General features: G+C 65.5%; 15 protein-coding genes, 1 tRNA gene and 2 pseudogenes. 10 read left to right on the plus strand and 8 right to left on the minus strand.

The genetic code is table 11. The features are described 5' to 3' along the window. Positions 1 to 120 precede the first annotated feature (120 nt). From CI805_RS12870 to CI805_RS12880, 3 genes and pseudogenes are all read left to right on the plus strand, one after another. Positions 121 to 396: an HU family DNA-binding protein gene (locus CI805_RS12870; protein ID WP_260923977.1), complete on the plus strand. Its 276-nt coding sequence runs from the start codon at positions 121 to 123 to the stop codon at positions 394 to 396. A gap of 290 nt (positions 397 to 686) precedes the next feature. Beyond that, a pseudogene (locus tag CI805_RS12875) lies at positions 687 to 1,523 on the plus strand (IS3 family transposase); the annotation flags it as partial. A 139-nt stretch (positions 1,524 to 1,662) separates the two neighbouring features. Beyond that, a complete protein-coding gene (locus CI805_RS12880) occupies positions 1,663 to 1,872 on the plus strand; it encodes a hypothetical protein (protein ID WP_260923978.1) in 210 nt (69 codons plus the stop codon). Positions 1,873 to 2,039: 167 nt separating this feature from the next. On the opposite strand, the gene CI805_RS12885 is transcribed toward CI805_RS12880, so the two are convergent. Continuing rightward, a tRNA-Ser gene (locus CI805_RS12885) sits at positions 2,040 to 2,129 on the minus strand. Between the two features lie 154 nt (positions 2,130 to 2,283). Between CI805_RS12885 and hspQ the strand changes: the two genes are divergently transcribed. Then, positions 2,284 to 2,664, plus strand: coding sequence for a heat shock protein HspQ (gene hspQ, locus CI805_RS12890; RefSeq protein WP_260923980.1), 381 nt, complete (start codon positions 2,284 to 2,286; stop codon positions 2,662 to 2,664). Positions 2,665 to 2,743: 79 nt separating this feature from the next. Here the strand turns inward: hspQ and CI805_RS12895 are convergent, their stop codons facing one another. After that, positions 2,744 to 3,622 (minus strand): ABC transporter permease, encoded by an 879-nt coding sequence (locus CI805_RS12895; RefSeq protein WP_260923983.1) that lies wholly within the window; start codon positions 3,620 to 3,622, stop codon positions 2,744 to 2,746. A 164-nt stretch (positions 3,623 to 3,786) separates the two neighbouring features. On the opposite strand from CI805_RS12895, the gene CI805_RS12900 reads away from it, so the two are divergent. The 3 genes from CI805_RS12900 (at position 3,787) to CI805_RS12910 (ending at position 5,943) form a co-directional block, all read left to right on the plus strand. Beyond that, positions 3,787 to 4,503 carry a GcrA family cell cycle regulator gene (locus CI805_RS12900; protein ID WP_260923985.1) on the plus strand — a complete coding sequence of 239 codons (717 nt, stop codon included), beginning with the start codon at positions 3,787 to 3,789 and terminating at the stop codon, positions 4,501 to 4,503. Between the two features lie 330 nt (positions 4,504 to 4,833). Next, a complete protein-coding gene (locus CI805_RS12905) occupies positions 4,834 to 5,349 on the plus strand; it encodes a peptidylprolyl isomerase (protein WP_260923995.1) in 516 nt (171 codons plus the stop codon). A gap of 189 nt (positions 5,350 to 5,538) precedes the next feature. Next, on the plus strand, positions 5,539 to 5,943 hold the full coding sequence (locus CI805_RS12910; RefSeq protein WP_260923997.1) for a glycine zipper 2TM domain-containing protein: 405 nt from the start codon (positions 5,539 to 5,541) through the stop codon (positions 5,941 to 5,943). Between the two features lie 156 nt (positions 5,944 to 6,099). Here the strand turns inward: CI805_RS12910 and pnp are convergent, their stop codons facing one another. The 6 genes from pnp to CI805_RS12940 form a co-directional block, all read right to left on the minus strand. Next, entirely contained in the window at positions 6,100 to 8,388 is a 2,289-nt protein-coding gene (gene pnp, locus CI805_RS12915) for a polyribonucleotide nucleotidyltransferase (RefSeq protein ID WP_260923999.1), read from the minus strand. A 213-nt stretch (positions 8,389 to 8,601) separates the two neighbouring features. Further along, positions 8,602 to 8,871, minus strand: a complete 270-nt coding sequence (rpsO, locus tag CI805_RS12920) for a 30S ribosomal protein S15 (protein WP_260924013.1) — start codon at positions 8,869 to 8,871, stop codon at positions 8,602 to 8,604. A 4-nt stretch (positions 8,872 to 8,875) separates the two neighbouring features. Continuing rightward, complete coding sequence (gene truB, locus CI805_RS12925; RefSeq protein WP_260924015.1) at positions 8,876 to 9,778, minus strand: tRNA pseudouridine(55) synthase TruB; 903 nt, start codon at positions 9,776 to 9,778, stop codon at positions 8,876 to 8,878. Further along, positions 9,778 to 10,287 (minus strand): DUF2239 family protein, encoded by a 510-nt coding sequence (locus CI805_RS12930; protein WP_260924017.1) that lies wholly within the window; start codon positions 10,285 to 10,287, stop codon positions 9,778 to 9,780. Before CI805_RS12930 ends, truB begins: the two co-directional genes overlap by 1 nt. A gap of 67 nt (positions 10,288 to 10,354) precedes the next feature. Beyond that, on the minus strand, positions 10,355 to 11,044 hold the full coding sequence (locus CI805_RS12935) for a site-2 protease family protein (protein ID WP_260924019.1): 690 nt from the start codon (positions 11,042 to 11,044) through the stop codon (positions 10,355 to 10,357). A 53-nt stretch (positions 11,045 to 11,097) separates the two neighbouring features. Further along, a complete protein-coding gene (locus tag CI805_RS12940) occupies positions 11,098 to 11,676 on the minus strand; it encodes a thymidine kinase (RefSeq protein ID WP_260924022.1) in 579 nt (192 codons plus the stop codon). A 424-nt stretch (positions 11,677 to 12,100) separates the two neighbouring features. On the opposite strand from CI805_RS12940, the pseudogene CI805_RS21135 reads away from it, so the two are divergent. The 3 genes and pseudogenes from CI805_RS21135 to CI805_RS12955 all read left to right on the plus strand — a co-directional run. Then, positions 12,101 to 12,325 (plus strand): annotated as a pseudogene (locus CI805_RS21135) (DUF1963 domain-containing protein); the annotation flags it as partial. A 173-nt stretch (positions 12,326 to 12,498) separates the two neighbouring features. Then, a complete protein-coding gene (locus CI805_RS12950; RefSeq protein ID WP_260924025.1) occupies positions 12,499 to 13,398 on the plus strand; it encodes a hypothetical protein in 900 nt (299 codons plus the stop codon). Between the two features lie 8 nt (positions 13,399 to 13,406). After that, positions 13,407 to 13,748, plus strand: a complete 342-nt coding sequence (locus tag CI805_RS12955; RefSeq protein WP_260924027.1) for a hypothetical protein — start codon at positions 13,407 to 13,409, stop codon at positions 13,746 to 13,748. The last annotated feature ends 29 nt before the right edge of the window (positions 13,749 to 13,777 follow it).

Here is a 13,777-nt window from a genome sequence, read left to right on the forward strand (position 1 = left end):
CGCCATAAGGCAATTTTAGTCAAAGCTATGCACAGACATAATCGCGGGTACGTTGCTGGCTGGAACAACCCGCGATAGCTCTCACCCACAAAGCACCAAAACAGCAGGAGATCACTTCAGATGAACAATGCAGACCTCGCAGACAAGCTGGCTACCGAAACCGGCATGACCAAGGCTGACGCCAAGAAGGCGGTCGATACCGTTTTCGCAGCGATCGCCGATGCCGCCGCAGGCGGTGACGAAATTTCGCTGAACGGCTTCGGAAAGTTCAAGGTCAAGGATTCCCCGGCGCGCGAAGGCCGCAATCCTTCGACCGGCGAGACCATCCAGATCGCCGCCTCCAAGAAGCTGACCTTCGCGCCTGCCAAGGCGGTCAAGGACAAGCTCAACGGCTAACAGACCGCGTAAGGGAAGGCGGCTCGGCAGGACTGCCGCCGTCTTCCCCAAACGCAAATTCCATACGCTGCGATACTGAAGCCCCCAGTCGCGCGCACCGAAGTTAACGGTGGGGGCCGACTATGCCTGGATGCCAGTGCTCCATGGCTCGCCAGACCTACTCGGCCATGTCTGCCTGCGCCCTGCCGATCGAGGCCGCAACAACAGGTATGGGCATCATACATCATTGATCTGCCCCCCGCTGGGTGGCCCATAGACTATGATAGTCTGGACCACGAAAGGGACGACAGATGCCATTCAAGAAACACAAGCCGGAAGAGATCATCGGCAAGCTGCGTGAAGTTGAGATTGTGTTGGCGCAGAGGGCTCGACAGCCGAGGCATGCCGTCGGATCGGTGTCAGCGAGCAGACCTATTATCGCTGGCGCAAGGAATATGGCGGGCTGAAGACCGACCAGGCACGGCGGATGAAGGATCTGGAGAAGGAAAACCAGCGGCTGCGCCGGGCGATCTCGGACCTGACGCTGGACAAGCTGATCCTGCAGGAGGCAGCCAAGGGAGCCGAAGGCCAGCGCAGCTAAACTTCTGAGCCCTGCGCGGCGGCGGCGCTGCATTGATCATGTGCGACGAGAGCTTGCGGTATCCGAGCGACGGATATGCCGGGTACTGGGGCAGCATCAATCTACGCAGCGCAAGGTGCCGCGTGGGGCAGATGACGAGCAGGCGTTGACAGAGGACATCATCGCCTTGGCGAAGCAATATGGTCGTTACGGTGACCGCCGGGTGACAGCGTTGCTGTGCCATGCGGGATGGACGGTAAACCATAAGCGGGTCGAGCGGATATGGCGGCGCGAAGGGCTCAAGGTGCCGCAGCGCCAGCCAAAGCGCGGACGTCTATGGCAGGGCGACGGATCATGCATCCGCCTGCTGCCTGAGTATCCGGGACATGTCTGGGCCTACGATTTCGTCGAGGGGCGGACGCATGATGGCCGCAAGTTCCGTATCCTCACGCTCATCGACGAGGCCAGCAGGGAATGCCTGGCGCTCATCGTTGCGCGTCAGCTCAAGCACGAGGATGTTCTGGTGGCTCTGGCCGACCTGTTCATCTCGCGCGGTCCGCCTGCACATACCTTTGACTCCGCAGGCCATGGAACTGCTCCGGAGCCTTGTCGGTCACCGGACCTTCCTGTTCCCTGGGCAGTCCAACAGCAAGCCGCTCTCCAACATGGCTATGTTGATGCTGCTGCGCAGGATGGAGGTTGACGACGTGACGGTTCATGGCTTCCGCTCGTCGTTCCGCGACTGGGTCGGTGAATGCACCAACGAACCGCGCGAAATTGCCGAGATGGCGCTAGCACATGAAGTCGGCAGTGAAGTGGAGCGTGCCTACCGTCGGGGCGATGCCCTCGACAAGCGCCGCAAGCTGATGGAGCGATGGTCCAATTACCTGACCGGTCAGAAGTCCACCGCTGACTGACCGCTCAAGTAGACCCGGCGCGCATCGGGGGGCGACCCTAATACCGACCCTAACAACAGGTCGTGGTTGCCCCCGCTCAGCGCCGAACGCTTCCGGGCATCATTAAGCGAAAACCCAAGGAAATCTGCCTTTTTTCGGGCGATCACGAACAGTGCTGGTCAGGTAAGTGGCGGAGAGGGTGGGATTCGAACCCACGGTACGGTTGCCCGTACACTGCATTTCGAGTGCAGCGCATTCGACCACTCTGCCACCTCTCCGCAGAAGTGAAACTGGCGAAATAGGTTCGCCCGGTCGACTGGAAGCGCGCCGTTAGCCCACCTGTTCGACCTTGCCAAGCCCCAAGTTTCAAAAAATGGGGAGAAAATTTGCGTTTGCTTGTCGGGACTGCCCCCTACCCCTATATTCACAGGCATGAACAGGGCGTCCTTCTTCTCCCCCCAGGCCGGACGCATCATCGATGCGCCGCTCACCAATCGTGCGCGCTTTGCGATCGGCGATGTGGTTCGCCACCGCAACCAGGCCTTCCGCGGCGTCGTCTTCGACATCGACCCGGTCTTCGCCAATACCGACGAGTGGTACGAATCCATCCCGCTCGAACTGCGCCCGCAGCGTGAGCAGCCGTACTACCACCTTCTCGCCGAAAGCGACGAGGCGTCCTATGTCGCCTATGTCAGCCAGCAGAACCTCATCGCCGATGCCGAGGGCGGCCCGGTGGAGCACCCTTCGCTGCCGGAAATCTTCGGCGAGTTCATCGACGGGCGCTATCCATTGCGCCCCGGCATGGCGCACTGAGCCTCAACAGCGCGCAGCAAAGAAAAAAGCCGCCCGGATCACCGAGCGGCTTTTTTGTTATCCCGCCTTCGCGACGACCTCAGCCCTTGAGCTTCCAGCCCGAGCGCAGCACGCGATAGGTCACGAAGGCGAGCACCGCATTGGCCACGCCGATGCCGATCGCTCCGTGCAGCACCGCCATATTGGTATCGCCGATGTCGCTGACGCCCAGGAAGCCGAAGCGGAAGCCCGAAATCACGTAGAAGAACGGGTTCGCCCGGCTGATCGCCTGGAATGTGGGGGCCAGATTGTCGATGACATAGAATGTGCCCGACAGCAGCGAGAGCGGCTGGATGATGAAGTTGGTGACGGCCGCGTTATGGTCGAACTTGTCGGCCCAGATCGACGACAGCAGCCCCAGCAGCGCCAGCAACGCCGCGCCGTTCAGCCCGAACCACAGCACCGCCCAGGGGTGATGGACCGAAAGATCGACACCCGGCCACAGCGCCATGGCCACCGCCAGCGCCAGCCCGACGAGGATCGCACGGGTCATCGCCGCGCCGACCATCGCCAGCATCAGCTCGCCCTCGGTAAGCGGCGGCATCAGGTAATCGATGATGGTGCCTTGGATCTTCCCCGCCAGGAACGAGAAGCTGGCATTGGCGAAGGCATTGTTCATCATGCCCATCACGATCAGGCCCGGCGCGATGAAGGTTGCGAAGTTCACACCCAGCACTTCACGCCCGCCACGGCCCAGCGCGACGGTGAATATCACCAGAAACAGCAGCGTGGTGATCGCAGGCGCCCAGATCGTCTGGGTCTGCACCTTGAAGAACCGGCGCACCTCCTTCATATAGAGGGTCTTGAGCCCTTCCCAGTTCACCTGGTGAAGCTGGGGTTCGCCCTTCGCGGGAAAGTGACGGGGCTGGACGATCCCGGAAGGGGTCGGCAGCTCGGTCGAATTTGTTTGCTCGGCCATGATGGGGCGACTATCGGCTACCGGTCCCTTAGGCAAGCGCCCATAGGTGAGCGGGCGCGCTAAAAATTGGCTCCGGGCCGCGCCTGCGGCTACCGGGGATAACAGGAATTCGAAGGGGCGGCACCACGCGGCCATCCCTGTGCAGGAACGGAAACGACATTCAGATGAGCTGGACCGACGAGCGAATCGAGAAGCTGACGAAGATGTGGGAAGGCGGCTCGACCGCCAGCCAGATTGCTGACGAGCTGGGCGGCGTGAGCCGCAACGCGGTGATCGGCAAGGCGCATCGCCTCGGCCTCAAGGCGCGCCCCTCCCCGGTCAAGGCGAACGAGAAGCCGGCAAAGCCTGCCTCCAGCGCGCCCGCCGCGCCGAAGAAGGCCAAGCCCGCAGAGGCGCCGGAGCCCGCTCCGCGCCCCGTGGCGGCAGCGCCGCAGCCCGCGCCTGCAGCCCCCGTCGCGCCCCGCCCGGCGCCGAGCCCCGCACCCCGCGCCGCAGAGCCCGCGCCTGCCGCTTCGGCGGATGGCGCTCCGACCCCTGCGCCGCAGCCGCGCATCGTCTCAGTCGGCCCCGGCGGCTTCCTGCGTCAGGGCCCAGGCGACCAGCAGCAGCCGATCCCGCCCGCGCCACCGCGCCGTCTGGTGCCCGCCAAGCCGAGCGCCGAGATTGCCGACAAGACCAGCCTGCTCGACCTCAGCGACCGTATCTGCCGCTGGCCGATGGGCCATCCCGGCGAGCCGGACTTCCACTTCTGCGGCGACAAGGTGAACCCCGGTTTCCCCTATTGCGTCGAGCACTGCGGCCGCGCCTATCAGGCACAGCTGCCGCGCGGTTCGCGCCGCCCCCCGCCGCCGCTGCCGTTCGGCGGTCCGCGCGTGCGCTGATCGGCTGATCCACACAACAGACATCAAGCGGCGCTCGCACTTCGGTGCGGGCGCCGTTTTTGTGGGCGTACCGAAGTTCACTGCCTGCGGGCTCGACAATCGATGCGGCGTGCCTAGGATGGCCGCCATGTCGCATCACCTGTTCAGCCGCCTTCCCGCCCTCGCTCTTGTCGCGAGCCCCCTTGTCGCGAGTGTGCTGGCGCTCACCACCCCAGCCCTCGCGCAGGATGCCACCCCGCCCCTGCCCCGACGGCAACGCCCGCACCTGCTCCCGCTGCCGAGCCGATCAGCTATGCCTACGTCACGCTGACCACCAGCCTTGGCAAGATCGTGCTGGCGCTCGACCGGACGCACGCACCGCTGACCACCGCGAACTTCCTCAAGTATGTCGACAGCAAGCGGATGGACGGCGCGCTGTTCTACCGCGCGATGCATTTCGACACGGCGCCGAACGAAGGCCTGCTCCAGGGCGGTATCCGCGATGCTTCCAAACTGCTGCCGCCGGTTGCCCACGAACCGACCAGCAAGACCGGCCTCCTGAACAAGGAAGGCACCGTCTCGATGGCACGCTTTGCACCGGGCACGGCCACCTCGGACTTCCTGATCCTGATGTCGGACATGCCCTCGCTCGATGCCGCGCCGGGCAACGACGGCAAGGAGCCGGGCGCCGGCTTCGCCGCCTTCGGCCATGTCGTCTCCGGCATGGACGTGGCGCGCACGATCTGGAACGGCCAGCGCTCGGCCACGAAGGGCGAAGGCGTGATGAAGGGCCAGATGCTGGAGAACGAGGTGAAGATCATCTCGGCCCGCCGCACACCTGCACCCGCCCCTGCACCTGCGCCCTAAGACAAGGTTAATGGCCCCGGCTGCTCATCGGCTTGCCCTCGCAGATCATCCCGCCACCGGCACGCCCTGACGACCACACGATCTCGCGGCTGAGGCTCGTCTTGTCTCGCTCGCGGGAACCTCTTAGCGCTTTGTTCATTGGTGAACGTAAGTCGCAATTATGCGCGACATCAATGGAAGGGGAAGTTCATGAAGACTCTCGGACTTATCGGCAGCATTCTGGCAGGTGCGGCACTGGTCGCATCGCCGGTCTATGCGCAGGCCTGGAACCAGGGCGGTCACGACCGCGACCACGGCAGCCACAATGATCGCCAGTGGCGCGGTGATGACAAGAACTGGAATCCTTCGGACAGCTACCGCAAGGGTAACTACAAGGAGCGCCGTCTGGGCCGCAACGACCGCATCTATCGCGGCCGTGATGGTCGCGCCTACTGCCGCCGCTCGGACGGCACGACCGGCCTTGTGGTTGGCGCGCTGGGCGGTGCGGCACTCGGCAACCTCGTTGGCGGCGACACGCTCGGCACGCTGGCAGGCGGCGTCGGCGGCGCGCTGATCGGTCGCTCGATCGATCGCGGCAACGTGAAGTGCCGTTGATCGGCTGATACCGGTTTTTCCGGGCCTTTCCGCTGCGGAAGGCGCCGGAAGCGGCACAGAAAAAGGCCCGCGAGGACGATCCTCGCGGGCCTTTTTTCATGGCTTCAACCGAACCAACCGGGCTGGCCTCGTGTAGAAACCAGCCCAGCCATGGGATCAGTCTTCCTTGAGGAACGCCGGCATGTGGCTCGGGTCGCCGCCTTCGCGGTCGCGACGCGGGCCACGGTCGTTGCGGTCGCCACGGGGACGACGGCGATCACCGCCGCGATCGCCACCACGGTCGTTGCGGTCGCCACGGCCTTCACCGCGCGGCTCGCGAGGCGCCTTGGGCGGACGGGTGTCCTCCAGCTCGGCACCGGTCTCCTGATCGACGACGCGCATCGACAGGCGTACCTTGCCGCGCGGGTCGATCTCGAGGACCTTGACCTTCACTTCCTGACCTTCCGACACGACGTCGGTCGGCTTCTCGACGCGCTCGTTCTTCATTTCGGAGACGTGGACGAGGCCGTCCTTGCCGCCCATGAAGTTCACGAAGGCACCGAAGTCGACGATGTTGACGACCTTGCCGTTGTAGATCTTGCCGACTTCCGCTTCCTCGACGATGCCGAGAATCCACTTCTTGGCGGCCTCGATCTGCGTGGTGTCCGAGGACGAGATCTTGATCACGCCTTCGTCATCGATGTCGACCTTGGCGCCGGTTTCGGCGACGATCTCGCGGATCACCTTGCCGCCGGTGCCGATGACTTCGCGGATCTTCGACTTGTCGATCTGGATCGTCTCGATGCGCGGGGCATGAGCCGACAACTCGGTGCGCGAGGCGCCCAGAGCCTTGGTCATCTCACCCAGGATGTGCGCGCGACCGGCCTTGGCCTGCTCCAGCGCCTTACCCATGATCTCGCGCGTGATGCCCGCGATCTTGATGTCCATCTGCATCGTGGTGATGCCGGCCTCGGTGCCTGCGACCTTGAAGTCCATGTCGCCGAGGTGATCCTCGTCGCCCAGGATGTCCGACAGGACCGCGAAGTCCTTGCCTTCCAGGATCAGGCCCATGGCGATGCCCGAAACCGGACGGGCCAGCGGCACGCCGGCGTCCATCATCGAGAGCGAACCACCGCAGACGGTGGCCATCGACGAGGAACCGTTCGACTCGGTGATGTCCGAGAGAACGCGGATCGTGTAGGGGAAGTCTTCCTTCGAAGGCAGCACCGGGTGCAGCGCGCGCCATGCCAGCTTGCCGTGGCCGACTTCGCGGCGGCCCGGCGCACCGAAGCGGCCCACTTCGCCGACCGAGTAGGGCGGGAAGTTGTAGTGCAGCATGAACGACGAGTACGACAGGCCTTCGAGGCCGTCGATCATCTGCTCGGCGTCCTTGGTACCGAGCGTGGTGGTGCAGATCGCCTGCGTTTCACCGCGGGTGAACAGCGCCGAACCGTGGGTGCGCGGCAGGAAGCCGACCATCGATTCGATCGGGCGGACCTGCTCCAGCGTGCGGCCGTCGATGCGCTTGCCGTCCTTGAGGATGGCGGTGCGAACGATTTCCGCTTCCAGCTTCTTCATGGTCTTGATGGCGACCATCTGCGTCTGCGGCGTCTCGTCGCCGAAGGCTTCCTTGGCCTTGGCGCGCGCAACGTTCAGCGCGGCCGAGCGGGCCGACTTGTCGGTCAGCTTGTAGGCAGCGGCAACGTCCTTGCCGACGGCCTTCTTGAGCTTCGCCTTGATGTCGGCGGTGTTGTCCGACAGGTCGATTTCCCAGGGGTCCTTGGCGGCCTGCTCGGCGAGGTCGATGATGAGGTTCACGACCTTCTTGCACTCATCATGCGCGAACACGACGGCGCCCAGCATCTCTTCCTCGGTCAGCTCCTTGGCTTCCGATTCGACCATCATCACGGCATCGCCGGTAGCGGCGACGACGAGGTCGAGACGGCCGTTTTCCAGAGCTGCCGACTGCTTCGGGTTCAGCGTGTATTCGCCATCGACGAAGCCGACGCGCGCGGCACCGATCGGGCCCATGAAAGGCACGCCCGAGATGGTCAGCGCAGCCGAAGCGGCGATCATCGCAACGATGTCGGCCTCGGTCTCGCCGTCAAAGCTCAGCACCTGAGCGATGACGTTGATCTCGTTGTAGAAACCTTCGGGGAACAGCGGACGGACCGGACGGTCGATCAGGCGGCTGGTCAGCGTTTCCTTTTCGGTCGCACCGCGCTCGCGCTTGAAGAAGCCGCCGGGGATGCGGCCTGCCGAGGAGAACTTTTCCTGGTAGTGCACGGTCAGCGGGAAGAAGTCCTGGCCTTCCTTCACCGACTTGGCGGCCGTAACGGCGCAAAGCACAACGGTTTCGCCATAAGTGGCGAGGACGGCACCGTCCGCCTGGCGGGCGATGCGGCCGGTTTCGAGAGTGAGCGTCTTGCCGCCCCACTCCATCGATACGGTCTTGACGTCGAACATGAGAATTTCCTTTTCCCACAGGCCCTATTGCCCGCGGGGATCGCTTGCCGGGGATACCGTCCCGGTCCGGTCGGAAGCCTTGTGGCCTCCCGGTCCCCCGCCGGATTGCGGGGATACCCTTGATAAACTTTTCAGGCCCGGCGCGATCCGCTGGCGGATTACGCGGGGCCCACATGCAAGAAGCGGCCCGCTAGGGGCCGCCTCCGCTCAGGTTTACTTGCGCAGACCCAGCTTCTGGATGAGGGCGTTGTAGCGCGCCACGTCCTTCTTCTTGAGGTAGTCAAGCAGCGAGCGGCGCTTGTTGACCATAGCCAGCAGACCGCGACGCGAGTGGTTATCCTTGTGGTGCGACTTGAAGTGCTCGGTCAGGTTGACGATACGCTCGGTGAGGATCGCGACCTGAACTTCCGGGCTGCCCGTGTCGCCAGCGACGCGTGCGTTGTCCGTGATGATTTCCGACTTCTTCTCGGCGGTAACCGACATAATACTACTCCGCGACATCCGTGAGATTGAAACCGCGAACGACGCGGGCGTCTCCGCCCGTAAGCTCCACCAGAGCAAGGGGGACATGCCCCACACGCGCCCAGTGCAACCCATCTTCGCAAGCCATTCCGGTCAGAACGCGGCCCTGTCGGACCGCCCTTGCCTGCTCCGGATCGAGGTCGATGGCCGGGATGTCGTCCAGCCCCGCCTCCAGCGGCAAGAGTACCTGTTCAAGGGGCGCGCCTTGGCCGATTTCGTTGAGTTTGTCCAGCGAAATCGCCTGTGACAGGTCGAACGGCCCCGCCTTCACACGGCGCAGCATCGTCACTTGACCGACGCTGCCGACCGCCCGCGCGATGTCGCGGGCCAGACTGCGGATATAGGTGCCCTTGGACACTTCCGCCAGCAGGGTCGCGTCGTTTTCGGCATCGAAATCGAGTAATTCCAGCGCGTGGATCGTCACCTCGCGCGACTTCATCTCCACCTCGACACCCGCGCGGGCAAGATCGTAGGCGCGCTCGCCGTCGATCTTGAGCGCGGAATAGACCGGCGGTACCTGCGAAATCGGGCCGGTGAACTGCGCCAGCACCGCCTCGACCTCGGCGCGGGTGGGCCGCACATCGCTGGTCGCCACCACCTCGCCCTCAAGATCGAGCGTCGCGGTCTCGGTGCCGAAGCGTACGGTGAAGTGATAGACCTTGTCCGAATCGAGCATGCGCCCGGTCAGCTTGGTCGCCTCACCCAGCGCAATCGGCAGCACCCCGGTCGCCAGCGGATCGAGCGTGCCGCCATGGCCGACCTTGACCTTGCCGAAGCCGCCGCTGCGCAAGTTGCGCTTCACCGCCGCTACACCCTGTGTCGAGCCCAGTTCGAGCGGCTTGTCGAGAATGATCCAGCCGTGCGGCATCACGCAGCGCCCCCGTCTGCGGGCCATGCCAGCAAGCGGGCGTGATCCGCCACCGCGCGCGGCCACAGCATCGAAAGCGCGTCGAAATTCTCGCGATCGCCTGCATAGAGCGCGCGCACCGCTTCCTCGTAGCCGGGGCGGTCTCCCGCCATCACCGTCAGGAAGCGGCAGGCCGCATCTCGGCACTCGGCGGGCGAGCGGCCTTCGCGCCGTGCCGCCTCGACCAGCTTGCGCAGCGTCACCGAGGCGCCGCCGGGCTGCGCCGCCAGCCACTCCCAATGGCGCGGCAGCAGCGTGACCTCGCGCGCCTCGACACCCAGCGCCGGGCGACCGCGCGGCCGCGTGACCGGCGCCGGATCGAAATCGAGATCGACCTGCCGCCCACTCTCGTCATCGAACGCCAGCAGATCGCTGCTGCGCGCCAGTTCGAGCTTGCGCACGGAATCGACGAACGAACGCGGATCGCCGCGCGCGATGACCTCGTCCTTGTAGAATACGGTGACAGACATGATGAACCTCCAGAGAGGCCCTATATTAATCCGGGTTATTGGAGTCAATTCACCCGGATTAAATTAATCAGGCGCCCGCGATGTCGTGAGCAAGACCAAAGAGCACGCCTTGTGACCACAGCACCGGCGGTGCCACCACCCGGTCGACGATCCCCAGATGCGGGAAGGCCATCGGCAGCGCCACCAGCAGGATCAGCAAGAGCGGCAGGCTGTAGCGCCGCAACCGGCGATAGGGCCTCGCCAGCGAGGCGGGCAGCACGCCCTCGACGATGTGCGAGCCATCGAACGGCGGGATCGGCAACAGGTTGAACAGCGCAAGAAAGATATTCAGGCGGATGAAATTGAACAGGTTCATCACCCAGAACGTCAGCGCCAGACCGCCCTGCGCGCCCGCGGCGAACCGTATCGTCAGCCCCAGCAGGATCGTGCCGACTAAGGCCAGCATCACGTTGGTCAGCGGTCCGGCGGCGGCCACCACCATCATGCCGAGGCGCGGATTGCGCAGCCGCCACTTGTCCACCGGCACCGGCTTGGCCCAGCCGAACACCGGCGCGCCGGTCAGCGCGAGCATCCCCGGCAGGATCACCGTGCCGAAGGGATCGACATGGCGAAACGGATTGAGGCTGAGGCGGCGCATCTCCTTTGCGGTCGGATCGCCAAGCGCCAGCGCGGTCCAGCCGTGGGCCACCTCGTGAAAGACGATGGCGAGGATAAGCGGAAGGATGAGCGCTGCGGCCTGCAGCCAGGTGTCGGTCATGGCGTCCATCTAGGCGCGGGCGACCGCTCCGGCAAGACCGGTGGCTTTGGCGCTCAGCCCGCCATTTCCTCCACGAAATGGCGGCGGCACAGCGCGACGTAGCGTTCGTTGCCGCCGATCTCGGTCTGCGCGCCCTCGCGCACGGCATGGCCCGCCGCATCGACGCGCATGTTCATCGTCGCCTTGCGCCCGCAGTGACAGACCGCCTTCAGCTCGACGAGCGCATCCGCAATCCCCAGCAGGACCGCCGCACCGGGAAACAGCTGCCCCCGGAAATCGGTGCGCAGGCCATAGCACAGCACCGGAATGTCAGCGGCATCGGCGATCCGGGCACATTGCCAGACCTGCGCTTCGGTGAGGAACTGCGCTTCGTCCACCATAAGGCAGGCGATCGGGCGCTGGCGCACCGCGGCGGTGACTTCGGCCCACAGGTCCGTCTCGGGCTGGAAGGCATTGGCCGCGCTCTCAAGCCCGATGCGGCTGGCGATGCGCCCGTGCCCTGCCCGGTCGTCGAGCCCGGCGGTCCACAGCATGGTCTCCATCCCGCGCTCGCGGTAGTTGAAGTCCGCCTGCAACAGGGTCGAGGATTTGCCCGCGTTCATGCTGGCATAGTAGAAATAGAGCTTGGCCATTGCGCGCGGTGGATAACACCCCTCTTATCGCGCTGCATCGGGGGTTTGCGACTTTCTCCCCGACGAAATGCAGCTTAGCCTGCAACTCACGATACCGACCACGCCGGACAGGCCGGATGCGTCCGCTATCGGGGAGCAGGCGTTGAGACGGATCTGGGCGACGATAGCCACTTTCGCGCTGACCGGCGGAGCCACCGCCTGGGTCGCGCTGGCCCCGTTCGCTCATCCCGGCTCGCCCGCGCCGGTTCGCTGGCTCGACGATCTGGCGGCGCACGCCACCGACAGGCTGGGTCAGGGCAATGCCGTGCTCGCCGCACTGGCGCTGACGATCGTGCTGACGGCACTGGTCGCGCTCACCGGCTCACGCCGCCTGCGCCACGAAGCCCTACCCCCGCCCGAAGCCTTTGCCGACGCCTTTCACGACATGGCGGCAGAGGAAGAGCCGCCCGCCCCGGAGCCCGATCTCCCGCCGCCGCCCGCGCCGATCCTGCTGGTCCGCCGCCCGCGCGACCGGGGCCATGACTGGCTGGCCGAGACCAGCTGGCTCGGCGGACTGCCGCGCCTCGGCCCCGCGCCATGGCCGCGCGGCAGCGACGGGCGCCCGCTGCCCTTTGTCGCGCAGATCGACCTTGCCGAACTGGCACAGGTCCGCCCCGAGGTGCCCGAGGGAACCGGGCTTCCTGCGCGCGGCTGGCTGGCGTTCTTCCTGGGCAGCGGCGCCGTCGTGGCCGTGCCGCCGGGCGAGCACGACTTCACCGCGCCGCCCCCGGCCTGCCGCCTGCCTTCGACGAGGGAGGCTTTCCGCTTCCCGCGCGCGCCTCGGTGCTCAGCCGCCCGGTCTTCCCGTTCTGGCCGGTCGAACAGATCGCGCTGGACCTCACCGGCGGCGATCGCGAAGGTGCGCTCGCCGCTTTCCTCACCGAGCGTTTCGGTCATTATCCGCGCGCCACCTTCCGCGCAGTCGAGGCCCCGCCCGAGCCGGAGGACGGAAACGGGGGCGGCGAAACTGCGCCCCCTTCCGAACCAGAGGCGCCGCCGCCGCTGTGGTGGCACGCCGTGCGCAATCTGGCGCGCCGGATCGAGATCGCCGCTGCGCTGGCGCCGCGCCAGCTTGGCCAGCGTGAGGCCCGGCTCACTGCCGCGCTCGACACGCTCGATGCCATGCACCGCGAACATCGCGGAACGCTGGAGATCGATCAGGCCGAAGACGTCGCCGCCGCTGCCCGCGCCGATCTCGACCGCTTCACCGAGCAGGTCGACAGCCTGCCGCACATGGCCACAGCGCTCGCCGAGCTCGTATCGGGGCGCGACGACTGGGAACCGCTGACGCCCGAGGAAGTCGCGCTGGTCGAGGAAATCCTCGCCGAACTGCACGGCCATTACGGCGATACCGTCTCCACCCAGATCCCGACGGGCATTGCCCAGCTTTCCACGCTCAGCCAGCGCGCGATGGTCAGCGGCGACGAAACTGCGCTCGATGCCTTGCCCGACGACACCCTCGCGCGGATCAACACCGAGCACGCGCTGGCAAACCTGCACCAGCACCGCATCTTCGCGCTCGACGAGGACGGCAGGCGCGACGTGCTGCTGCTCCAGCTGGGCTACGACGATCTGATGGAATGGCGCTGGAGCGAAATGGGCGCCTGGCGCTTCCGCATCCCGGCCGAAGCCCTGCGCACGGAACGCTGGGACAAGGCGACGCTGGCGTTCGAGACGGCGTGAGGGCTGGCATGGCGACAGCTATCGACCGGCTGAATGCCTGCATGGCCGATACTTCGGACGTCTATATCGGCGCCGGTTGGGACGCTGCCAGCTATCTGCGCGACATCGAACGGGGGCTTCGCGCGGCCCTTTGCGAGCCTTTCCCGATCCGCGCCGTGGCGATCGAACCCGGCTTTCCCGAAACGGCGGTAGGCGAGACCCTCGACGCGATATGCGTCGCTCACGAGGGTGGATACTGGCTCGGCTATCAGCCCGCGCTCGACAGGTTCGTGTGCTTCTGGGGCGAACATCCGGATCGTCTGGATGCTGCGGGAATTTTCGGCTCGCCGCTCGGCTGCTGGAGCGCTTGACGCGCCGCGTCTCTTCCCTCGATACGCCC

The sequence above is a fragment of the Novosphingobium sp. 9 genome (assembly GCF_025340265.1).
Lineage (GTDB): Bacteria > Pseudomonadota > Alphaproteobacteria > Sphingomonadales > Sphingomonadaceae > Novosphingobium.